The sequence below is a fragment of the Anaeromicropila herbilytica genome (genome assembly GCF_016591975.1).
GTDB classification, from domain to species: domain Bacteria; phylum Bacillota; class Clostridia; order Lachnospirales; family Lachnospiraceae; genus Anaeromicropila; species Anaeromicropila herbilytica.
This window is the reverse complement of sequence record NZ_AP024169.1, coordinates 1,959,921-1,984,664: the sequence shown is the minus strand read 5'-3', so window position 1 is coordinate 1,984,664 and position 24,744 is coordinate 1,959,921. Positions and strand designations below refer to the sequence as shown.

Below are 24,744 nucleotides of genomic sequence, written 5' to 3'. Positions count from 1 at the left end.
GTATTCAATGAAACATGAATTTTCTGTTTTCAAGAATGACTGAAAATATGGCTATTTCATTAATTTAGCATACTTTCAGTCATTCAATTTATTGAATCAATGATTCAATAGAAATAATATTTAATTGTCATTACTAATTACATACGCTCTGGAGCTTCAAATCCCAAAATATCAATACAAGTATTAAGGATATCCTTTGCTAAAGTAATTAAATTAATCCAAGACGTCTGTTTCACCTTATCTTCTTCTGCTATAATCTTGTTTTCATGATAGAATTTATTGAATGCGTTTGCAACGTCATAGATGTATTGACAGATTCTATGAGGTGCATTTTCATCAAATGCATTTAAAATTATATCATTAAACTTTGCAAGTTCTAACATAAGACTAGTTTCACTTTCACTAGAAGATGGGATAACACCTTCAATATTTACTGTTTCGTTACTTATTGTTTCTTGATACTTATTTAAAATTGATTTGATACGTACGATTGTATATAAAATATATGGGCCAGTGTCTCCTTCAAAAGAAGTAAATCGATCAATATCAAATACGTAATCTTTTGGTGCTTGGTTGGATAAATCTCCATATTTTAGAGCAGAAAGACCAACAATGTTGGCAATCTCTTTCGCTTCTGCTTCTTCCATTTCACGATTGCTCATGATCTTCTCATATACCGCATCGGATACATTCTGAATCAATGTCTCAAGTCGAAGAACACCACCATCTCTTGTCTTAAATGGCTTACCGTCTTTTCCATTCATTGTTCCAAAGCCTAAGAAAGTTAATTTTACGTTATCATCTACTATTTTTGTTTTCTTTGCAGTACGGAATACTTGGTTAAAGTGTAATTCCTGTCGTTTATCTACAACATAAGTGATTGCATCTGGTTTGAATAATTTCATACGCTCAATGATTGTTGCAAGATCTGTTGTTGAATACAAAGTTGCACCATCGGATTTTAGAAGAATACATGGTGGTATCTCTTTTGTATCACTTTCCTCACTAACATCAACTACTAATGCGCCTTCACTTAATTTTGCAAAGCCATTACTTTTTAGATATTCTACCATATCAGCTACATATGGTTGTGCATCACTTTCTTTTTTCCATAATTCAAATGATACATTTAATTTTTCATAGTTTTTCTTTAAATCATTTACCGAAACATTTAAGATGTGATTCCATAATGCCACGTATCCTCTTCTACCATTTTGAAGATAGAAAGTCGCCATCTTAGCTTCTTCTTTATAATCTTCATGCTCCTTCGAATATGCATTTGCCGCAGGATAGATTTCTTCTAACTCTGATATTGTAAATGGTGCTTCTACTGGATATTCACCTTCAAATGACTCATCAAAATATACTAATTCTGGTTGTCTTTTCTTTAACTCTGTGATAATTAGTCCCATCTGTAAGCCCCAGTCACCTAGATGAACATCACCAATCATATTATGGCCTACATATTTACCGATTCTCTTAATACTTTCACCGATAATAGCAGAACGTAAATGTCCAACATGTAAAGGTTTAGCAACATTAGGTCCGCCGTAATCTATTACGATTGTCTTAACCTTCTCAGGAGCTTCTAAGCCAAATTTCTCTGCTTTTATTTCATCACTTAAATACTCAGCTAAGAATTCTTTACTCAATATGATATTAATAAACCCTGGCATTATGGCTGTAATATCTTGAAACATCGCATTCGTTTTTAATAATTCTACTACTTCATTTGCAATCATAATTGGTGCTTTCTTATATTCCTTTGCGGCTGCAAGAGCACCATTACATTGGTACTGGCATAGATCAGGGCGATTGGATAAAGTAACCATGCCATATTTCTCATCATATCCACTCTTTATAAAAGCTTCTGTTATTTCACTTTTAATTAGTTCAATAATTTTCTTCATTTAATCATACCTCTTTTCTTCTTTCATTTTTAAGTAACCATTCTTCAGAACCTAGCTATAGAATATTGTAAAATATCCAATTGAATAAACTTAAGAATATTTTACTGAATCAAAAAAACCGCCTCTTACAATGTAAGAGACGGAATATAATCCGTGGTACCACTCAAATTGGCTATCTCTAGCCCACTTAAAGCTTTAACGCAGCTATACGACTTACCCTTATATCAAATATTGATACTCAAGCAGTTTCTCAAAGGTCCTTTTCACTAAAATATTAATATAGGACTCACACCACATTCCTACTCGCTGAATAAATAATTTTAGTTACTCTTCTTATCATAGAATTTAACATAATGTATTATATTTATAGTATATACCTCTAACATAATTATATCTATAATTTTCTACTATTATAGTCAGAATTGACAATATTGTCAATATCATTCGCTAAATTTTCAATCAAGTCGTTCCTATTTCAACTCATTGTTTTTCTTTATGATTGGATTTCTTTAAACCATATCCAACATGAAAAGCATACTCTGTTTGCCCTTCATTTTTAGGCCACGGATATGATAAGGTTCCTGTAAAATCATAATCTCCAAATAAGACATCGGTTATTCCTTCACCCTCAGTTCCAGGTAACCATGCCGCAATAAAGGAATCCACCATATCAATTTCTTGATTCATTATAATTGGGTTTGCAGAATAGAGAACAAGAATGATCGGTTTCTTATCATTCTCCAACTTTACTTTTTTAATTAATTCCTTATTATTCGCACTTAGTTTAAGAGTAGTTCTTTTATCATTATATTCTAATCCATTCTTTATTCTAACTAGCTCTTCTCCAACAACAATGATACATACATCTGCATCAAATGCTTTATCTCCATATTCAGAGTAATATATTTTTTTATTATGAAGTTTTTCTAAAGCTTGATAAAAGGTTGTCCCTTCTTGTTTATTTTGAAGATTGTTTGAAAGTCTACCGCATTGTATACTAATATTTTTAGCTGCTGTACCATATACTGCAATTTTCTTTATCTTTTTGAGATTATTTACAATATGATCCTTATTCTTTAGCAATACAATTGATTTTCTGACTGCTTCTCTAGCAATACTTCGATTCTTCGATGAACCAATAAGATGTGGATAATAAACCTTTTTCTTTAAATGATCAAATAATCCTTGCTTGAATTTCACGGTTAAGATTCTCGTTACTGCCTCATCAATTCTATCTGAACGAATTAGTCCATCACCAACGAGATTAATAATTGCATTCTTCGTATTTTCATAAGAATCTTTAATCAATAACATGTCTATCCCTGAGTTAATTTCTTCTTTTAAAAGCTTCTCTCTGTCAAAACTTTTAACCGTATCAATATCTGCCTCTGTAAATACAATTCCGGAGAACTGGTATGTTTTTTTTAAACAATTCATTATCAAATCTCTGTTTGTCGAAATTAATTTTCCATTCATCTTTATATTGGGTATATATATTGCTTTTACATGATGTTTGATTGCTTCTTTATAAGGATACGTTAAACCCTCCATCGTTATATAGCTACTTGTCCGCCCTATATTTGTTTTACTATTTGTTACCTTTCCATCCTCGAAACATAGACTAAGTGTTGAAAGTATTGAGTAAGAATTTTCCTTATTATAGAAACCCTTCAAATAGGAATTTGATAAATTAGTAACTAAAGAAAGCTCTTGTCCATATCCTTCATATGATAAGGAAGGATGGCTATCTTTTAAATAACTACTTACAGAAACAATATTCCAATTAAATCCCGCTTCTGTCAGTTCGCTATTTACAACTTTGCCCACTTGTTCCATAAGTTTACTATCATCGGTTGCTCCAAGCCCAATACAATTTGGAAAGATTGTTGGTCCCATAATGGTATTTCCACAAATATCTTCTGTAGCAATGAATAATGGTATTCCTAAACGAGTTTTACTTGCTACGTTCTGATATAATATGTTCTGTTTCAGCCAATCATCTGCACTATTATTGCTATTTGCAGATAGCTTCTCTAATAAGCCTCCTATTTGATTTTCACTAATCGACTCTACTTCATTGTTCTTTGATTCTCCAATTATCATCTGGCCTACTTTTTCATCCAATGTCATATAGCTTAATAAATCAATAGCTCTTTCTTTCGCAGACAAGCTAGAATCCCTATATCTTGCATCTTTTACTAGCTCTGAGCCCGTATCAGTTATACATGATTCCAACTGTTCTTCATCAGCTAGACTGATTGCATTCTGTATATGTTCTGATTCTTGTTTTTTACTCTTATTACATGCTACCAATATTAAGGAAATGATAATCATTATATATAGTACACTTTTCCTTTTCTTAATCATAATCCCATTACCTTCTCACCAATTAATTCATATTTGAATATTATATAAAGGTTTATTCACTGACCATGTGTATATTTTTTTCCATTTTATTCATTCTAACATAGCACTAAACAATTGTCACTAAAGTTTTCGTTAACAAAATTTGTTTTAAAATTATGTAATCGTTTTTTCCTAGTTCATTATAAAAGCAATTTATTATTCTGTTAATTGATACTATTTTCTCATAATAGAATGCCTTTTTTACTATTTATTTACTTTTTCCATTATTTTTGACTTTTCAATTTGTCAGCTATAGTGTATAGTATATGTATAAATCTTCCATTTTATATATTATTCTAAAAAGAACGTGCTTACTTCCTATTCAAACAACATTTTTGATGATTTATGTAATTTATTATATGATACCTAATTAAAAGCAAAACTTATCTATAAAGGGGGGTATACAATTGGCTACAATTCTTTTAGTAGATGATTCAAAAACAACGCGAAAGATTCTTAAAAATCTATTAGAGGACGCAGGTCATACAATTATTGGCGAAGCGTCGAATGGATATGAAGGAATTCAAAAATATAAAGAGTTAAAACCTGATTTAACTACTATGGATATCATTATGCCAACATTAGATGGCATTGAATCATTAAAAGGTATCATGAAGCTTAACCCAAAAGCTAAAGTCGTAATGGTTGCTGCTGAAGAACAACCTAGTTATTTTGTTGATGCTGTTAAGTGTGGTGCAACTGAATTCATCGTAAAACCTTTTAATCCTGAAACGCTGAATATTATTATTGATAAGGTTTTATAATTTTAAGATATGAAAAAAGAGGATGTTTACTTAAAAAGTATTCATCCTCTTTTATATTTTTCACTAATAGTTCAATTAATATTTAACAGGTATTATTATTGCTGCAATAATATAAGCTAATATTGCTGTTCCTGTGAATCCAAAGATTACAAATAATAAACGAATAATTGTTGGATCAACATGAATATATTCACCTAATCCACCGCATACACCACAGATCATTTTATCACTGTCTGAACGATATATTTTTTTTGGTTCCATAATAAATTCCTCCTTAATCTAATATGCTAATCTTTACAATATCATTATATCTTAATTACACTCTTTTCTAATAGGATTAAGTGATAATTTTTTTCCTGTGAACAATTTTACTAAGAAAATTAACAATACCTCGGATGAATCCAGGTAGTAATGTTTTGACTATTGTTATACTTACGATTCCAAAGAGGATACCTAATCCTAATAAAATAAGTCCAACACCACCCATAAAGATTCCATTCATAGGCAATGTAAATAACGTTATTATTCCTGCTACAACAGCTACTACTCCACCACCAAATAAACCTATGCTTAAAGCAAAGAAAGCTATCATTAATGAAAATACGACTGCTACTGCTGAAATTGCTAGTGCAAATACAGTAACGATGACAGGAATTCCAACTGGTATTGCTAGTATAGCTAATATTATGATTAACCACAGATTTGATTTTTCTCTTCTAGGTTCTTCTCGGTTTGACGAATAATAGTAATTCGAATTATAATTATTATCATAAGAATGATCCTTCGTATTATTATACATATTATCAGAATCATTATAATATGAATCCTTCTTGCTATTATCAGTATTCTCTTCTATCTTTTCTGAAGCATTTAGTACTTCGTACTTATCTTCCCCGTATTTTGTACTTTTATAACCATTCTCAGTATAGATTCCATCGATATCACCTGAATGCATTGCACTATTATATTCCATTTGTATAATTTTTGCAACTTTTTTTGGAGAACCTAATTCTGCAATAATATCCTCTTCCTTTTCATCTCCAGCGTCCGCAAAATAATCTTCATAGTATTGTAAAGCACTCTCTCTTTCCTCTGTAGAAATATTACTTAATAAACTTTCTAACTCTTTCATAAACGAAGCTTTTGTCATTTAATCCACCCCCTCAAATATATGATTAATTCTACTTGAATAATTCTTCCATTCTTTTAAATATAAATTCAACTGTACAATTCCTTTTGTTGTAACTTTATAATATCTACGATTGCGGCCTCCATATTCCATATCATATACCTCTAAACAATCGTCCTTTTGTAATCTTCTTAAAACGGGATAAAGTGTTGATTCCGATACTTCAATCGCTTCTCGAACATCTTGCGTTATCTTATAACCATAGGTTCCATCTGCTTCTTTTGAGACAACTGCAAGAACTACTGCGTCTAGCAATGCTGCGCCAGTATTAAATACCATAAAATCAACTCCTTGTTATTTGATATACAATACTATACACTGTATAGTATTGTAAGTCAACTACTTTGGTGATATTTTCAAATTATTTTTTAGTTTTTGATTGGAAATTTTAAATTCTTCATTGAAAGAATTATATATTGCTTATAGAATATAGTATAGACATGTAAGATTTTTAGTTTATCTCTTTCTTATATGAACCTTAAACTGGGCATTATTCGTTTTATCTAAAACACTAACACTTTCATGGGAGGCATTATGAAAAAATATAAATACCTTATCAATATTCTGCTCATTATAACCATTCTGAGTAGTTTTTTATGCCCTACTGAGGCATTCGCAGCTGCTAACACCGTTCCCAAAGTTCATGCTCACGCATATATAGTGATGGACGCAAATTCAGGAAAAATACTTCTAAAGCAAAACGCTAATAAAAGAATATATCCAGCAAGTACTGCGAAATTAATGACAGCAATTGTATCAATCGAAAGTAAAAATGCTGGTAAAAATATCAAGACTTCTGCAAAGGTATTACGAAAAATCCCCTCAGATGCCTCAACTGTACATATGCCCGCTGGTGTATCCTATACATTCACTTCACTTTTACATATGTTATTAATCGCATCTGCTGCTGATGCTGCACAAACATTAGCGGTAGGAACCTATGGGTCTACCAATAAATTTATTCATCAAATGAATCATAAAGCAAAGGAACTTAATATGACTCACACAAGCTTTGATAATACAATTGGTTTAGATATCGGTAATCATTATTATAAAACCTATACCACAGCTTCGGATTTTGCTATATTAGCTAGATATGCCATGTCTAAAAAGGCAATTCGTAATATAGTAGCTAAAAAAAATTATATAATACCTAAAACAAGAAAATCAAAAAGACAAACGATTAAAAGTACGAATCTTTTTTATTCCACAGCTCCATATAGTAAGAATTTATATCAAATAATTGGAACAAAAACAGGTACAACCAATGCTGCTGGAAAGGTTCTTATCGTAACCGCAAAAGACAATAAAGGGCATGAAGTAATCTGTGCATTCTTTGGAAATAGTACAAAAACTGCACTATATCAAGATATTAAAAAGTTACTAGATTATACATTTAAAAATTATAAGAATGGAAATATTACGTTAAGCAAAGGATTTTATGATACAAGATTCACAAAATATGAATCTCTTATCCGCAATTATTATAATAAAGGACAATTATCAGGCTCATCTGATGGAGAATTCAAACCCAAAGATAAAGTAACTGAAAGTGCTTTCATCAATACCATGAAAGCCATATCTAATGCCGAACTACAACCAATGGATAGTAAGAAAAAAATCACAATTCTAGACTTTTCAGAAATATTAGACGAGGCTTATCCTGCTCAAATATCAGATGACGATTACGATGTTATTGTACCAAAATTAACAAGTGATAAAGAACTTAGTACAGATGAATATAAAAGTCTTGTTGCTCTTTATACTTCTAATCTGTTACCTGATAATATTACTTTTGATGTAGATACCTGTCTAACTAAAGTGGACATGGTAATCATAGCAGATAAAATGATTGACTTCGTAAATAATTACGAAGCCAATCCGGTTTCAGACTCAGGAGAATAAATAAAGTTCTATTCTTATATCTTTATATACCCTAACCAATCTTATATTTATATTTTTTTTCGTTGAATCTCATATTGAATTGGTAACAGCAAGGAAGTAGGTAGTATTTTGGTTATCTTTGATAAGAATCGATCTGATTTCTTTAAATAGATAACCTCCTCTCCTTTCTTAACACCAAGCCATCCAATCTTAGCACAATCTTTGGCTGTTGCCATTTGCCTTTCATAAACTTTTCCGACAAAATTTAAATTATCTTTCTTTTTCACATTAGCTACATCTTGAAATTCTGTTGCAATTGGTCCAGGACATAATACACAGATCTTAACATTTTTACCGCTCCTTTTTAATTCATAATTCACGGCTCTTGACATCTGTATTACGTAAGACTTGGTTGCTCCATAGGTAGCCATTAATGGATCTGGCATAAATCCTGCCATACTTGCAATATTTAAGATACGTCCCTTTATCATCGAATTAGCAAATAATTTTGTTAAAATATGAAGACTAATTACATTAGTCTTTATCATTTTTACCTCATCAACTATATCGATATCGAGGAATTGACCTGCTTTGCCGAATCCAGCATTATTGATGACAAGTCGAATTGGGAACCACTTACACTCCTTATGAAGATGGTAGCAATTATCAGCCCTCGATAAATCATATACTTTTAATAAAATCTTTACATTATAGTTTTTAAGAATTTCTTCTTTTAATTCAATTAATCTATCTTCTCTTCTAGCGACTAGGATTAGATTATAACCTTCCTTTGCTAAAACTAAGGCAAATTCTCTACCAATACCGCTTGAAGCTCCTGTGATCAGTGCGTATTTCACTTTTGACTCCTCCTGAATAAATCTGATTAGTGTATAAAAAATCTAATCTTGATATTTTAATGCGAAGTTAATTTTCAATCTTTTATAATTCTACCTTAACTTCTAACATTTGAAAAGGCCTTCTTATTGAAAAACGCACAAAATGCAGGAGAATTCCTGCATTTTGTTTGAAAGATAGATGAATTTATATTAACTCCAAAGGAGATTAATATTTGGATTGTAAAAGAGTTTGAACTGGCTCTTTGTCAATTTTGGTTTCTTTGCGCGATGAAGAATTACTATCAAAGTGGCTCCCTAGAATTCTTGCGCCAATACTAAAAGCGAACACTAGAATCATTAATATTGCAGAAGAAAAATTAGCAATCTGAGCTGCATTAGGCATAATCGCTTCTGTCCTAGATGACCATATATGAAGTGCTAAGGTCTCTCCAGGTCGAAAAGGATTCAATGGACAGCTTGGTGAGGATAGATTCCAGTTAGTCCAATTGATATCTGTACTCATTCCCGCTGTATATAGTAATACTGCTGCTTCACCAAAACCTCTACCTGCTGCCAAGATTACACCTGTCATAATTCGTTTCATACTTGCTGGTATGAGTACATGAATAATCGTCTGCCAATGTGTTGCTCCAACACCAAAACTACCATCTTTATATTCTTTTGGTAGTGATTTTAGTGCATCCTCTGTTACTGTACAGATTAATGGTAATGTCAGTATGGACACAGCCATAGCACCTGCCATGAGATTCCATTTAGAACCTGTCATTAAAATAAATACAAGATATCCAAACAATCCAACCACAATGGAAGGAAGAGAAGAAAGCGTTTCAATACATATTCGAATAAAAGTGGTAAAAGCATTTTTTTTTGCGTATTCAGCCATATAAATTCCAGCTAACACACCAATTGGTACACTAACAAATAAAGATAAAAAAACTAAATATATTGTATTAAATAATTGATTTCCTATTCCATTACGATCAAAGGATAGTAACGAAATATGGAATCCTTCAAAACCATGAATAATAACATATCCAGCAAAACTTACTAATAGTAATAAGAAAAAACCTGCAACTATATAGAATACTATTGTCATAATATGATTCATAATCTTTGCTCTATTATATGATTCTTTCATAATTGCTCCAATCCGCCGCCATATACGGCATATCTATTATAATTGCATTTAGATCAAATCGTGGGCATCACTCTGGGGGAGCGTTTCTAATTTATAGAGGTGCATCTTCTCTAAAATCAGTACACCCTTAAGCATGTTTCTCTCCACTTCTTGTAATAAAGTGAACAATAAAGATAAATAACAAAGAGATAACAAATAAAAGTAATGCCATTGTCCAAAGTGCAATATTATATTCACCACCATTTGCTGCACCACCCATATCAGAGGTAATTGCAGCTGTTAGGTTTGATGTTGGAGAAAATATATTCTTTGGAAAAGCTCTCATTTTCCCAATCACCATTGCAACAGCTAATGCTTCCCCAAAAGCTCTTGCTAACCCTAAAATAACACCTGTTAAGACACCTGTTTTTGCTGTTGGTATAATAATTCGATATATAGATTGCCATCTAGTGGAACCAAGCGCATAGGATCCTTCAATGTATTCTTTTGGTACATTCTCTATTGCGTCTGCAACGACCGTTGTAATGGAAGGAAATATCATTACTGCAAGAACGATACTTGCTGCTAAGACAGAGAATCCAAATCCTTGATGCATCCGATCCCTAATAACTGGTACCAATATGGTTAGACCAATCCAACCGTATACAACGGACGGAATACCAACAAATATTTCTACTGCTGGACGATAGATACGTTTGCCCAACTTAGGCGAAATCATTGTCATAAAGATAGCGGATGCTATGCTAAAAGGCGTTGCTATACATAGAGCTAACATACAAGTACTAATGGAACCAAATATATAGATTGCTGCACCAACCTTACCACCACCAGTAAAATTATCCGCTGGATCCCATTCAGAAGAAAATAAAAACTCGGTGATACTATGTCCATACTTGGTGAAAGTTCCACTACCTTTATAGACTAGAAATATACCTATAAAAAAGGTTAGTACAATCATAAAGAATCCGCATATTGTTACAATTGTTCTTCCTAAATATTCTTTTTGAAACATTCCGTTTTTAAACAAGAACTTCACTCCTAATCCAGTAAAACAGGCAGAAACTAAAATTTTTCTTTTACTCTGCCTGCCCTAGTCTTTACTTTTATCTTGTAACAGTCATTTTAGATGCTACATTGTATCCAAGTGCTTCCATTTGTGAACCATAATCATCTGACATAACATAATCGATATATGCTTTAGCAGCATCTTTAGCTTCACCTTTTGTATACATATGTTCATATCCCCATACTGGATAAGTTCCGTTGTATGTATTTTCTAAAGTTGGTTCAACACCATCAATTCCGATAGTTCCTACTGTATCATTATTTACTAAATAAGATAAAGCAACATATCCAATTGCACCTTTTTGACTTGCAACGCTTTGTAATAATGTACCTGAATCATCTGTTTCTAATGATGCATTAGAAGCTTCTTCTTTACCGTCAAGTGCATATTTAGTAAATAAAGCTCTTGTTCCTGATGTTTCAGGACGTGTTACTAATACAACTGCTTCATCTGGACCACCAACATCTTTCCAATTTGTTGTTTTACCAGTAAATATACCAATCAATTGTTCTTTTGTTAAGCTTTTTACTTTTTCAGAAACGTCTTTATTAGCGATTGGTGCCATAGTAATTACGCATACTTTATGGTCAACTAAATCTTTTGCTTGATCTGCTTCTAATTTAGCTTCAGCCTCAACATCTGAATTACCAATATCAACTGTACCTTCTGCAACTTGTTTTAATCCTTCTCCAGAACCACCTGCATTTAATGTAATTGATACATCTGGATTCGTAGCTTTGAATTTATCTGCAGCATCTTGTGCTAATGGTAATAATGCAGAAGAACCTGATCCTGTAATACTTCCAGTTATCGAAGCTTCTGTTGCAGCTGGTGCTTCGCTTTCTTCTGTGGCACTATTGTCAGGGGATGTTGTCTCTTCCGTTGTAGCTGTCTCAGTATCTTTCTCTTTGGATGACTTATTACTACATGCTACCATACTTAGTACTAATACGCCTGCTAAAGCAACCGCAAGCACTCTTTTCATTTTTCTCATTGAATTCCCTCCTAAGGTATTTCTTATTTTTTATTTAACTTTCCTTACGAGAGACATTATATTTCTACTATGTTAAATCAAAATACATGTTACTGTTAATTAATGTTAACAATATGTTAGCTCCATTTAAATTGTATGTCGAAAATTGATTTAAAAGATAATGAAAAAACGAACCTTCCATACCCCTACGGTTCTATGGAAAGTTCGTTTATATAAATCATATTTTTTTATTGTTCAACTAGCGTAATATTTTTACTTATTTTGAATCCTTTACATTATAATGTCTCAATAAATCTCTGGAATGCATTCATTCCTTCTTGATCTCTCTTATAGACACCTGCATGTTCTAATACCTTTGCAAATACAATACCTATTTCATCTTCAATAATCTTCTGGATATTATTTTCATTGATTTCATTATAATTCTTCATAAATTCATTCACCCATTCCTGATGTTTCACAATATCTACATTGGATGAAATGTCTTTTTTATTTAAAATGTAATCTTTTAAGATCTCTATTTCGTCTTTTAGTCGAGCTGGAAGTACTGCTAATCCCATTACCTCGATTAGACCAATATTTTCTTTTTTGATATGATGAAGCTCCGCATGAGGATGATATACACCTAAAGGATGTTCCTTCGTTGTGACATTATTACGAAGTACTAGATCAAGTTCATACATATCACCTGTTTTTCGAGCAATTGGAGTAATCGTATTATGTGGTTCTCCTTCTGTATGAGCAAAGATAAATGCAGCTTCGTCCGTATAATTTCTCCAAGTCTTTAGGATATGATCTCCTAGTTCGATTAATCTTTGTTCATCCTTAGCTCTTGTACGAATGACAGACATCGGCCATTTAACAATACCAACTTCCACATCTTCAAAGCCTTTTACATGGAATGTTTTCTCTATCTTAGCCTTTGCCATTGCAAATTCATAATTACCACCTTGGAAATGATCATGTGTTAAGATAGAGCCTCCTACGATAGGAAGATCTGCATTCGATCCAACGAAGTAATGTGGAAATTGTTTAACAAAGTCGAATAATTTAGCGAAGGTGGACTTATCAATCTTCATTGGAGTATGTTCCCCATGAAATACGATACAATGCTCATTGTAATATACATAAGGGGAATATTGGAATCCCCATCTCATATCTCTAATTGTAATTGGTATAATACGGTGGTTCTGTCTTGCAGGATGATTTACTCTTCCAGCATATCCCTCATTTTCTTTACATAGTAGACATTTAGGGTATCCGCTTTGCTTCATTAACTTCGCTGCTGCAATTGCTTTTGGATCCTTCTCTGGCTTTGATAGATTGATTGTAATATCAATATCACCATATTCAGTTTTGGTAACCCATTTTCTATCTTTTTTAATACGATATCTTCTGATATAGTCCGTATCTTTGCTTAATTTATAATAATAATCAGTTGCTTTTTTCGCTGACTCTTTATATAAAGCTTCAAACTTTTGAACAACTTCACTTGGTCTAGGAACTAGTAATCCCATAATTCTTGTATCAAACAGATCACGATATACTATACTATCCTCTTTCATGATACCATGTTCATACGCATAATCTAATAAATTCTTCAATATATCTTCAAGATCGTCACCAGATTCTATAGCTTCAATCCTTTGCTCTTTACTTAACTCACTTGTACTATTGTCATCTTCATAATCTTCTAATTCAAATAACTCTAATAGCTTATTTGTCGTATAGATTCTATCGTACTCTGTTATTAATTCAGTATCTAACGCATACTCAACTAATCTTTTAATCTCATTATTTATGTTTACCATAAAAACTCCAATCTACCATATCTAATCGGTAAAATTCATTTGTGAACAAGATGTTATTATTTTGCGAAACCGTTTGGATGTTTTTCATGCCATTTCCAAGCAGATGCAATAATTTCTTCAATGTCTGTATGCTCTGGTTTCCAACCTAAGATTGTTCTAGCTTTTTCACTTGAAGCGATTAATTGTGCAGGATCTCCAGCTCTTCTTGGAGTTACAACAGTCTTAATTGGATCACCTGTAACTTTTCTTGCAGCTTCAATGATTTCTTTTACTGTAAATCCAATACCATTTCCTAAGTTAAAGATATTGCTTTCATTACCTTCAACTAAATATTTAACAGCTAAGATATGTGCCGCAGCTAAATCTGTAACATGGATATAATCACGGATACAAGTGCCATCTTTGGTATCATAATCGTCACCATAGATTCCTACTGATTCTCTTTGTTTATTAGGCACTTGTAATACAAGAGGAATTAAATGAGTTTCAGTCGTATGTGCTTCTCCAATTTCTCCACTCTTATGAGCACCACAAGCATTGAAATAACGAAGTGATACATAACGTAAACCGTGAGCTAATCCAGTCCATTTGAACATTTTCTCCATTGATAACTTAGTCTCACCATAAGTATTTGTAGGTTCTGTCTTATCGGATTCAAGAATTGGAATTCTTTCTGGTTCTCCATAAGTAGCTGCAGTTGAAGAGAATACAATCTTATCCATTCCATGAGCAACCATTGATTCAAGTAACACTTTGGTTCCACATAAATTGTTGTCATAATATTTTAGTGGGTTTGTCATACTTTCACCAACTAATGAATTTGCTGCGAAATGAATAACTGCATCGATTTTTTCTTTATCAAATACGCTATCTAAGAAAGCACGATCCCTAATATCTCCTTGATAAAAACGAGCTTTTGGATGAACTGCTTCTATATGACCAGTTTCTAAATTATCGATAATTACTACATCTTCTCCTCTGTCAATTAGTTCAAAAACAGTATGTGACCCAATGTAGCCTGCTCCACCTAATACTAAAATTGTCATATTTATCACTCTCTTTCTAATGAATTACTTATTGATTAATAAGTGCCTTTTATATAGTTACTTAATAAGGGAGTGTGAAATAACTTTTATTTCACACTTTTCCTTTGTTGTGGTTAATTTCATAATTAGATTCTGCTTGGGCCATTGCCAACTTCAACTACATAGAAATCAGCTTTGTAACCAATCTTTTCTTCGTATACTTTTCCAACATTTTCAATGAAATTGTCAATTGCATTATTTTTAACAATACTTACTGTACATCCACCAAATCCAGCACCAGTCATTCTTGAACCGATAACACCTTCTTGGTTCCAAGCTGTCTCAACTAAAGTATCAAGCTCAATTCCTGTAACTTCATAATCATCTTTTAGAGACACATGAGAATCATTCATTAATTTACCGAATTCTTCTATGTTATGGTTCTTAAGAGCTGAAACCGCTTTCATTGTTCTTTGGTTCTCATAGACTGCATGCTTTGCTCTCTTTAAACGAACTGGATCTTTAATTGCATCTTTGATAGCTTCAAATTCTTCTTCTGTAAGCTCACCTAATGATTTAATATCTTTTACTTTTTGTAATTCAGAAAGTGCAGTCTCACATTCAGTTCTTCTTTCGTTATATTTGGAATCGCCTAAACCACGTTTTTTATTACTGCAAGCAATAACGATCTTAGCGTCTTCTAATACGATAGAAGCATATTCGTAAGATAAATCACTTGTGTCTAAGAAGATTGCATTATCCTTTTTACCCATTGCAATTGCAAATTGATCCATAATACCACAATTAACACCATTGAACTTATTCTCTGCAAATTGTGAAATTAATGCGATATCAATCATGGATACATCAAATCCAAACAAATCTTTTAATACAAATCCTGTTAATACTTCGATAGATGCTGATGAAGATAACCCTGATGAATTTGGAATATTTCCAAAATATAAAATATCAAAACCTGATGTTACATCATATCCTTTTTCCTTGAACGCCCAGATAACTCCCTTAGGATAATTCGCCCAATCATCTTCTTTTTTCTTTTCTAATCCTACGATAGAGGATTCAATTACACCTAAATCTTCAAAATTCATAGAATAGAAACGTAACTTTTGATCATTATTTTTTCTTGCTACTGCATATGTTCCAATAGTTAGTGCACATGGAAATACATGTCCGCCATTATAATCTGTATGTTCACCGATAAGATTTACTCTTCCTGGAGCAAAATAAGTATACATATCGCCTTCTCCGCCAAAAATACTGCTAAACTTTTGTAACAATTCATTTTTCATATGATTTTCTCCTTTATGTTTATATCATTGGTATTTTTAATATTATGAAACTAATCCAAAGAATTATGTGCTATTTATAATAGCCATTTTATTTGTAACTATTTTTTTGTTTTAAAACAGTTTTTCTGTTTCTATATTTTTTATTATATCTTATTTTTTGAAAAAGTAAATAGGTATTTGAAAAATATATCTTTATTTTTGAAAAGTCTGCTTCTTGAATTCTTAAGGTAAAAAGTAAGTCATTGTTTCCTCATCCTAAAATATAAAACGAAGTAATATATCCTGTGGATAATCGCCAAATGAATCTCCAAAAAGATTTATCCCACCTATATTATTAGAATCTTCTTTAATACCAATACGTATAGAAATATATTCATTTGTCGATAACTCATAAGCCATGATAGATTTATCATTCACTTTCATATTATTGATAAAAGTTCCTTCTTCGGTTAAAAGAAATGTCTTTAGTTCTCCATACTGTGTGTTCTTATCTGGCCACCAGCTTGGATTAAGTGTACCTCTTCTTCCACCGAAATCACTTGGGCATGTATAAGTTCCAGCCTCTATTCCATTAATCCATACTGTAATATCGGATGGACAGTCTAGATTATATTCATGATCTTCTGAACATATTTCAAAAGACAATTCTAATTTCTTTTCTTTCTTCTGTTTTAAAACATTATTTGGAAACCGATATTCGACATAACCTTTTTGAAACCACAATAATTTTGCAGTAGTTCGAAGTGGGTTATAGAAACATCTTGGTTCATCTTCTTCATCAATAGGGCCTTTTTCATTTACAAGTCCACAGGTTGGTTCTACCTTATAGTCTACATAATTGCCTATTGGCATACTGATTATTTCCTGCTCTTCATAATGATCCTTATGAGTAGTTAATGAGATTCCTATTTCATCCATCTGTTTTTTACATAGCTTCATGGATCCTCTCACACCTGGTTGTAATGAAGTCTTGATGAGGGAGGCTTCTTCAAGTACCTTGATATGTGAAGCTGCAGATGATGCTGGAATCTTTAACTTCTCCGCAATCTCATTGATATTTAAATCCGCACTACACAATAATTTTAAGATTTCAATACGTATCTCTGCAGATAATGCTTTGGAAACTAAGGAAAGATGCTTTGTATCATCCAAAGACATCTTAATTGTCTGCATCATCATTATTCCACCTTTCGTAATTTATTTTTATTTATAACTATTTTTTTGTTTTATTTTAATTTTTTTGTTTATTTCATGATATCACAGATTCAATAAGATTAAAAGGTCTATTTTAAAGGATACATCTATCTAATAACAAGTAGATGTATCTATTAAAAGCAATTATTACTTAGCATCAATAATTCTATACAATAAAAAAAGTTTAAAATATCTAAAACAATAAGAATTGGTAGTTACCTTCTTATTATTTCAAATATTTTAAACATCTTAAGAATTAGTTTTATATAATATTACCACCTAGAATATTTCCTACGTGTTCGGTTAAGTATTTCCAAGATTCACAAAATTCAGATAATTCTTCTTTTCCAGCGTCAGTTAAACTATAATATTTGCGTAAAGGTCCAAGATTGGATTCCTTCATCGTACTTTTAATCAATCCGTTCTTCTGCAACCTTGTATATAAAGGATATAATGTACCTTCTGAAATATCAGTAAAGCCATTATCTTTTAATATTTTAGCAATCTCGTACCCATAGGTTTCTTCTTTCAGATTTATAATCTGGAGTACGCACCCCTCAAGGCTTCCCTTTAATAATTGAGATTTATTATTCATATGAATTCACCTACTTATTTAATTTTTCACAACCTTATTGTCATAGTAATCTTGAATCAGCATTATCATTGCAACTGTTGATATAAAGAAGACGAAATTCAAATGAAATAATATAATCTTGGCAAATAATAATTTAATCCCAACAAATCCAAAAACAAACAATAGGTAGATTCCAAATATGATGAAAAAATATTTCATTTGAGTATGTCTAGTGTTCTGATGATTCAATTCCCAAGATATTTTTGCTGCGTATTTCATCGCTATCTCAGTGATGAACATTACAACTATAAACTCAATCACTAAAGCTAAGGTGATAGGAGTATCTAAAGAAACCGAATTACCCGCAATGATATTAGGAATCATATAAGATATCAGTAGTTCCCATATGCCTACAAAAATAAATAATATCATTGGAACATACTTGATTTTTAAATACATTCTCTCATAAATATTATAGTTTTCTCGAATACCAGATATATAATCATCACAAAACTGATTCACATCATTCGTACCCATAACTTCTTCGACTGATCGATTCTCTTTTTCTGCTTGAAGAAATAAATCCAAACAATAGTAGCTAAATTCTTCCGCATCACGCTCTCTTATTTTGGAAAAACGAACCTTTAACAAAATCTTGTCAAATAGCGCGCGATTCGCTTCACTTAAGTTTTCTCTGTAGACATTCATCTCTTTTATTATCTGTCTAGTTTTCATAGTTTTCCATCCTTCCATATGTTTCATTCTTTCAATGTTTTCAATTTCTACAAATATTCCTCTTTCTCTTATTGGAGCTTCTTTTCTGTCCAGATTTGCATCTTCATTATTATGCATTACAAGTATCTTGTAATGCATAATACTTAGGTATATTGTATTGCAAGATAGCTAAAGTGTCAAGTGTAAATTTATTAATTTCAACTTTTTATATTTTCTATTAACTTTTTATATTTAAAACTGCTTTACTTTGTTAGTTCTTTATTTTTTAACGCACAAAAAAGCCGATGACAATTAACCACCGACTAAGACTCGCCTCTATACTCATTTAATTAATTTACCAAAGTCAACATAATTTTTATTATTTCTATAATCATCTAACTTTTCCGATATTATCATATCATTTAAGTTAATCCAACTAATGCACCTATCTAGAATAATTGCATCACTTGTTATTACATACTCCAATTTTTCTAATACAGAATCTACATTATGAAGGATCTGCACTTCTGAATCAAATCCATACTGCCTTAATCGGCATAAAATAAGTTCCCTTAACCGACCCGAATTAGAAATAGGTTCATCTATATAAAATATAGCATTTTTAACCTTCTGACTATTTAACATCTCCCCAATGAGATCAATAGCCAATTCTGTTTTATCAATAATTCGATAATTTCCCCTTAGTCCTGCCAAGTCCCGAATAGCTCCATCCAATCCTTTTAACAGTAAAGAACCACATAATGCAACCTCTAATGTAATAATTGTATTAAATCCATCTATATTTACAGTCGCATCTTCCAAACCCCCCTGTACTTGCTTAGATGTTCTGCTTATAATATCAGATTGTGAAGAAATAGATCTTGTCAAAGCCATTCTCTGTCTTGTAGATAACAAATAGTGATTTCCTACATATTCTGTTGCTCCCTTGATATGATATCCTTGATTAAGTAAATAATAGATATCGCATCCTGCCCTTGATAACTTTTCTAAAGCAATTTCCCCAAATTCTTTAGAATCATTTGGAGAAGCTCCTCTATTTCTGGATGTAGTCATACAATATAACCTCTGTAATCTTTCTTGTTCTTTATTTCATGTTTCTTATTTCTTATTTTTGCATTATATATCTTGTTACTTATATTCTGCCAATTATTCTAATCCATATTCTATGTAAAACTTACAATATTCAATGTACGTAGACTATGTACGTAGACTTTTATTCTAAGTGGTTACTGATAACTCATACATCGAACAACAGCAACTACTAACATTAACCCACGTACGAATGAATATCTTTTCAACGATGAATCTATACTTTCACAGCAAGTGATGATTCATTTCCAAGTAATAATAGGTCATATTTACTCAATAACATAAAAGTCACTTACAAGTATATATACTTGCAAGTGACTTTTATGTTATTAACTATTTCTTATTTAACTTATATCATGATGTTGCCCGACAAATGACCTGTTTCAAAATCTTGCCTGGCAATTTGCACAAAACAGAAAAAATGAATACGCCTTTGATTATGTATTAGAAGATCTTGTTCTCGGATCATTTCGTGTTATATGCTAGGGCAGATCTGTTTGAGCGAAGCGAGTTATCTGTCCTAGTATATGTTTTACACAAAATTATCTGAGAACTAGATCTTCTTATACATACTCAATGAAGTATGAGTTTTTCTGTTTTGTGCAAATTGCCTAGACTGTCTCCCAAACAGGTCATTTGTCGGGCAACTCATATCATTCAATACTAAATAAGTATTTATTTTTGTCCGTAATAAGCATTTTTACCATGCTTTCTTAAGAAATGCTTATCTAATAATTCCTTAGGTATTTCCGTTACATCCTTCTTTAATTTTTCTGTATGGTAAGCTATCTTAGCTACTTCTTCAAGTACAACAGCATTGTATACAGCTCCAGCTGGATCTTTTCCCCAGCTAAAAGGGCCATGATTGGTACATAATACACCTGGTACATGAATTGGATTTAATCCTTTAAAAGTCTCAATGATAACCAATCCTGTATTCTTCTCATATTCTTCCTGAATCTCTTCTGGAGTTAAGCCTCTTGCACAAGGTATATCTCCATAGAAATAGTCTGCTTGAGTTGTGCCATAACAAGGTATACTTCGTCCCGCTTGTGCCCATGCAGTTGCCCAAGATGAATGAGTATGTACAATTCCACCAATCTCTGGAAACGCTTTGTATAACTCTAAGTGTGTTGGTGTATCAGAAGAAGGCCTGAATTCACCTTCTACTTGATTACCTTCCATATCAACCACTACTAAATCCTCTGGTTTCAGTTTATCATAATCGACTCCACTTGGTTTTATTACAAATAACCCTTTTTCTCGATCAATCCCACTAACATTTCCCCAAGTATAAGTTACTAAATTTCTTCTTGGAAGTTCCATATTTGCTTCATAAACTTGTTGCTTTAATGTTTCTAACAATTGAATCACTCACTTTCTATTTGCCATGATACTATGTTCGTTCTCTGTTTTTATAATTAAAAAATATTAATACCAAATGAAAACATACCGTATAATTTATTTACGTGCATCAGCCTTTATCGATTTTAGTCTCTTCATTACATCATTTTCTCCACGACCAAAATAATCATGTAACTTCTTATACTCAGAATATAACTTCTTATAATTTTCTACGTTTTCAGGAATAGGAGTATAGAATTCCTCTTTTACTTTTCCCATCACTTTAGCTGCTTCAAAAATAGTGTCATATCCACCCTTTTCACTTCCAGCTGCTACCGCACCGAACATGGAAGCACCTAATGCAGGGGTCTGATCTGATGCAGATATCTTAATTGGTTTATTAGTAACATCCGCATAGATTTGCATCATCATTGGATTCTTCCATGAGATTCCTCCACAAGCATATAACTCATTGATTGGTACCCCAGCCTCTTCAAATGTCTCAATGATTATATTCTTACCGTAAGCGGTTGCTTCAATTAATGCACGATATATCTCTTCTGGCTTTGTTGTTAATGTCATTCCAAGTATCATTCCAGTAAGATCCACATCCACTAACACGGAACGATTTCCATTCCACCAGTCAAGTGCTAACAGTCCGCTTTCACCTACTTTTAATTTACTTGCTTTTTCTGTAAGGTAAGTATGTATATTCTTTCCTTCTGCTGCTGCAGCATCTTTGTATTCTTTTGATACACAATTATCTACAAACCATTCAAAATGATCTCCTACACAGGATTGACCTGCCTCATATCCGAAGAATCCAGGTAATACGCCATCTTCTACAACGCCACACATTCCTGGTACAATCTTTTCCTCTGTTCCAAGTAGGATATCACAAGTTGAAGTTCCCATAATCATTAACATTTTACCAGCTTCTGTGATACCAACAGCTGGAAGTGCAACATGGGCATCTACATTTGCAATTCCAATCGCAGTTCCTGGACATAAGCCAACAATAGCTGCCATACTTTCTGTTAATTCGCCTGCTTTATCTCCTAGAGAGTAGATATCAGTACTCAATTTATCTTCTACAACATTTTCTAATCTAGGATCAAGTGCTTTAAAGAATTCCTTAGATGGATATCCTTCTCTCTTATTCCACATCGCTTTATAACCAGCGGTACAACTATTTCTCTTTTCTTCTCCAGTTAACATCATGGTTACCCAGTCAGTTGCCTCGATAAATCGGTCAGTCATATCATATATTTCTGGAGCTTCTTCTACAATTTGCATGATTTTTGGAATCATCCATTCCGATGAGATTTTTCCACCATATCGAGCTAAGAATTCTTCGCCTCTCTCTTTCGCTATCTTATTTAATTTATTTGCATGTGCTTGCGCAGCATGATGTTTCCATAGTTTTAACCATGCATGAGGTATACTTTTTAACTCTTCCCTAAAACATAATGGTGTACCATCCTTATCAATAGGAAGCATAGTACATGCTGTAAAATCAATTGCTAAACCAATTACATCTTCTTTTTTAACACCTGACTCTTCTAATACAGTAGGAATAGTGACCACTAATACTTCAAGATAATCCTGAGGATGTTCTAATGCCCAATCAGGCTGTAATTTCGTACCATCTGGTAAATATTCATCCATAACTCCATGTGTATATTCTTTAACCGCCTGTGCTATGATATTACCTGTAGATACTTCCACTAATACTGCTCTTCCCGACTGTGTACCATAATCAACACCTATTGAATACTTTTTATTCTTCATAATAACCTCCACAGATTTTTTTCTTAATACTATATAAGATTACATCGCCAATTTCGCATACCTAGGTTATTAACACCTCTATGAATATACTAGGTATAGGAATTCAGCTTACATTGGTTTCTATCGATAAGATGCCGCATTCCATCTTAATTCATTTCTAAAATTACGAATCGTAGTATCTTTATCAATAACAACACTTTCAATTCCCATAGCTGCTGCCCAATCTACCATTTGTTCCGTAGTCAAGTCATAAGTAAATGCTGTATGATGTGCTCCTCCTGCTAGAATCCAAGCTTCTGCACCTGTTGATAGATTTGGCTCTGGTCTCCAGAAAGCAGTTGCAACTGGAAGCTTAGGCATTTGAATATCCTGTGGTAAACATTCCACTTCATTTATTATTAATCTGAAACGATTACCAAGGTCAATAAGTGATGTTGCGATACCGCTACCTTCTTTAGAAGTAAATACTAAACGAGCAGGATCTTCTCTATCTCCCATTGATAAAGGATTTACTTTGATGGAAGGCTTTATTTTGCTAATAGTAGGACATACTTCTAACATATGTGACTGTAAGATTCCTTCTCGTCCAGGCATCAAATTATAAGTATAATCCTCCATAAATGACGTACCTTTCGCATCCTTCTTACCATCTGTCATTATTTTCATAAGTCGTACCATGGCTGCTGTCTTCCAATCACCTTCTGCACCAAAACCATACCCTTTTTCCATTAATCTTTGAATTGCTAGACCTGGTAATTGTTGTAGGCCAGATAACATACCAAAATGTGTTACGATAGCATCATAATTCTTTTCTTGAAGAAATCTCTCGAATCCAATTTCTATTCCTGCTTGAACTGCAACATGCTTCCTAAATTCTTTTTCATCTCTACCTTCAAGTAGGATATCATACTTACTATAGTATTCTTCCACCAAGACACGAATATCTGCTTCCGATACATCCTTAACATACTCTGCGATATCAGTGATATTATATGCATCAATTTCCCATCCAAATTTTATCTGTGCTTCCACCTTATCGCCTTCTGTTACTGCAACATTTCTCATATTATCTGCAACACGAAGAACTCGTAAATGGCTACTTTCCATAATTCCTATTGCCGTTCTCATCCAACTTGCAATTCTTTCCTTCACATTGGTATCATCCCAGTATCCTACGATTACTTTTCTCTCAATACCCATTCTGGTTACAATATGTCCATATTCACGGTCACCATGCGCTGATTGATTCGTATTCATAAAATCCATATCTATTATTCCATAAGGAATCTCTTGATTAAATTGTGTGTGTAAATGTAATAATGGTTTTCTAAATTCTTGAAGTCCCAATATCCAAGATTTCGCAGGAGAAAAAGTATGCATCCATGTAATTACGCCCGCGCATTCCTCATCTTGATTAGCTTCATTGAAAGTCTTACGAATAGTTGTATTATCAATTAATGTTGGTTTTAATATTACCTCATATGGTAATGTCCCAGAATTATTAAGTCGTTCAACAATAATCCTTGAATGTTCAGCAACTTCTCTTAAAGTATCTTCTCCATATAGATCCTGTGAACCTGTAGCAAACCAAAATTTGTATTCTTTTCTTTCTAACATGTTAATACCTCCATTTTTTATATTAAGTTAAATAATTCTTACTCTC

21 protein-coding genes and 1 other annotated feature are annotated in these 24,744 nt (G+C 32.5%); of the genes, 2 read left to right on the top strand and 19 right to left on the bottom strand.

All coding sequences use genetic code 11. The annotated features are described in order from the left end of the window. Positions 1-137: 137 nt before the first annotated feature. Complete coding sequence (gene argS / locus bsdtb5_RS08415) at positions 138-1,910, bottom strand: arginine--tRNA ligase (RefSeq protein ID WP_271715580.1); 1,773 nt, start codon at positions 1,908-1,910, stop codon at positions 138-140. 132 nt (positions 1,911-2,042) lie between these two features. After that, positions 2,043-2,259: a binding site (T-box leader), on the bottom strand. Between the two features lie 131 nt (positions 2,260-2,390). Then, positions 2,391-4,277, bottom strand: a complete 1,887-nt coding sequence (locus bsdtb5_RS08410) for a glycoside hydrolase family 3 protein (protein ID WP_271715579.1) — start codon at positions 4,275-4,277, stop codon at positions 2,391-2,393. Positions 4,278-4,723: 446 nt separating this feature from the next. Between bsdtb5_RS08410 and bsdtb5_RS08405 the strand changes: the two genes are divergently transcribed. After that, complete coding sequence (locus bsdtb5_RS08405; RefSeq protein WP_271715578.1) at positions 4,724-5,080, top strand: response regulator; 357 nt, start codon at positions 4,724-4,726, stop codon at positions 5,078-5,080. A gap of 75 nt (positions 5,081-5,155) precedes the next feature. On the opposite strand, the gene bsdtb5_RS08400 is transcribed toward bsdtb5_RS08405, so the two are convergent. From bsdtb5_RS08400 to bsdtb5_RS08390, 3 genes are all read right to left on the bottom strand, one after another. Beyond that, positions 5,156-5,341 (bottom strand): PspC domain-containing protein, encoded by a 186-nt coding sequence (locus bsdtb5_RS08400; protein ID WP_271715577.1) that lies wholly within the window; start codon positions 5,339-5,341, stop codon positions 5,156-5,158. Between the two features lie 76 nt (positions 5,342-5,417). Beyond that, positions 5,418-6,230: a DUF1700 domain-containing protein gene (locus bsdtb5_RS08395; RefSeq protein ID WP_271715576.1), complete on the bottom strand. Its 813-nt coding sequence runs from the start codon at positions 6,228-6,230 to the stop codon at positions 5,418-5,420. Next, positions 6,231-6,548, bottom strand: a complete 318-nt coding sequence (locus bsdtb5_RS08390; protein ID WP_271715575.1) for a PadR family transcriptional regulator — start codon at positions 6,546-6,548, stop codon at positions 6,231-6,233. 255 nt (positions 6,549-6,803) lie between these two features. On the opposite strand from bsdtb5_RS08390, the gene bsdtb5_RS08385 reads away from it, so the two are divergent. Next, positions 6,804-8,174 (top strand): D-alanyl-D-alanine carboxypeptidase family protein, encoded by a 1,371-nt coding sequence (locus bsdtb5_RS08385; protein ID WP_271715574.1) that lies wholly within the window; start codon positions 6,804-6,806, stop codon positions 8,172-8,174. Positions 8,175-8,221: 47 nt separating this feature from the next. On the opposite strand, the gene bsdtb5_RS08380 is transcribed toward bsdtb5_RS08385, so the two are convergent. From bsdtb5_RS08380 to araA, 14 genes are all read right to left on the bottom strand, one after another. Continuing rightward, positions 8,222-9,010: an SDR family NAD(P)-dependent oxidoreductase gene (locus bsdtb5_RS08380; RefSeq protein ID WP_271715573.1), complete on the bottom strand. Its 789-nt coding sequence runs from the start codon at positions 9,008-9,010 to the stop codon at positions 8,222-8,224. A 205-nt stretch (positions 9,011-9,215) separates the two neighbouring features. Beyond that, positions 9,216-10,148: a phosphate ABC transporter permease PstA gene (gene pstA / locus bsdtb5_RS08375; protein ID WP_271715572.1), complete on the bottom strand. Its 933-nt coding sequence runs from the start codon at positions 10,146-10,148 to the stop codon at positions 9,216-9,218. Between the two features lie 127 nt (positions 10,149-10,275). Continuing rightward, complete coding sequence (gene pstC / locus bsdtb5_RS08370; RefSeq protein ID WP_330611982.1) at positions 10,276-11,175, bottom strand: phosphate ABC transporter permease subunit PstC; 900 nt, start codon at positions 11,173-11,175, stop codon at positions 10,276-10,278. A gap of 76 nt (positions 11,176-11,251) precedes the next feature. After that, positions 11,252-12,208 carry a phosphate ABC transporter substrate-binding protein gene (locus bsdtb5_RS08365; RefSeq protein ID WP_330611981.1) on the bottom strand — a complete coding sequence of 319 codons (957 nt, stop codon included), beginning with the start codon at positions 12,206-12,208 and terminating at the stop codon, positions 11,252-11,254. 275 nt (positions 12,209-12,483) lie between these two features. Further along, positions 12,484-14,019 carry a UDP-glucose--hexose-1-phosphate uridylyltransferase gene (gene galT, locus bsdtb5_RS08360; protein ID WP_271715571.1) on the bottom strand — a complete coding sequence of 512 codons (1,536 nt, stop codon included), beginning with the start codon at positions 14,017-14,019 and terminating at the stop codon, positions 12,484-12,486. 56 nt (positions 14,020-14,075) lie between these two features. Then, entirely contained in the window at positions 14,076-15,065 is a 990-nt protein-coding gene (gene galE, locus bsdtb5_RS08355) for a UDP-glucose 4-epimerase GalE (protein WP_271715570.1), read from the bottom strand. 125 nt (positions 15,066-15,190) lie between these two features. Beyond that, the gene (locus bsdtb5_RS08350) at positions 15,191-16,354 is read right to left on the bottom strand and encodes a galactokinase (protein WP_271715569.1); all 1,164 of its coding nucleotides are present in this window, start codon (positions 16,352-16,354) and stop codon (positions 15,191-15,193) included. Positions 16,355-16,609: 255 nt separating this feature from the next. Continuing rightward, positions 16,610-17,530 (bottom strand): ArsR/SmtB family transcription factor, encoded by a 921-nt coding sequence (locus bsdtb5_RS08345; protein ID WP_271715568.1) that lies wholly within the window; start codon positions 17,528-17,530, stop codon positions 16,610-16,612. A gap of 280 nt (positions 17,531-17,810) precedes the next feature. Next, positions 17,811-18,143, bottom strand: a complete 333-nt coding sequence (locus tag bsdtb5_RS08340; protein ID WP_271715567.1) for a PadR family transcriptional regulator — start codon at positions 18,141-18,143, stop codon at positions 17,811-17,813. A gap of 18 nt (positions 18,144-18,161) precedes the next feature. Continuing rightward, positions 18,162-18,974: a hypothetical protein gene (locus bsdtb5_RS08335; protein WP_271715566.1), complete on the bottom strand. Its 813-nt coding sequence runs from the start codon at positions 18,972-18,974 to the stop codon at positions 18,162-18,164. A gap of 204 nt (positions 18,975-19,178) precedes the next feature. Continuing rightward, complete coding sequence (locus tag bsdtb5_RS08330; protein WP_271715565.1) at positions 19,179-19,910, bottom strand: DUF434 domain-containing protein; 732 nt, start codon at positions 19,908-19,910, stop codon at positions 19,179-19,181. Between the two features lie 711 nt (positions 19,911-20,621). Then, positions 20,622-21,311 carry an L-ribulose-5-phosphate 4-epimerase gene (locus bsdtb5_RS08325; protein WP_271715564.1) on the bottom strand — a complete coding sequence of 230 codons (690 nt, stop codon included), beginning with the start codon at positions 21,309-21,311 and terminating at the stop codon, positions 20,622-20,624. Between the two features lie 96 nt (positions 21,312-21,407). Continuing rightward, positions 21,408-23,081: a ribulokinase gene (gene araB / locus bsdtb5_RS08320; RefSeq protein WP_271715563.1), complete on the bottom strand. Its 1,674-nt coding sequence runs from the start codon at positions 23,079-23,081 to the stop codon at positions 21,408-21,410. Between the two features lie 120 nt (positions 23,082-23,201). Beyond that, positions 23,202-24,698 (bottom strand): L-arabinose isomerase, encoded by a 1,497-nt coding sequence (araA, locus tag bsdtb5_RS08315; RefSeq protein WP_271715562.1) that lies wholly within the window; start codon positions 24,696-24,698, stop codon positions 23,202-23,204. Positions 24,699-24,744: the final 46 nt, after the last annotated feature.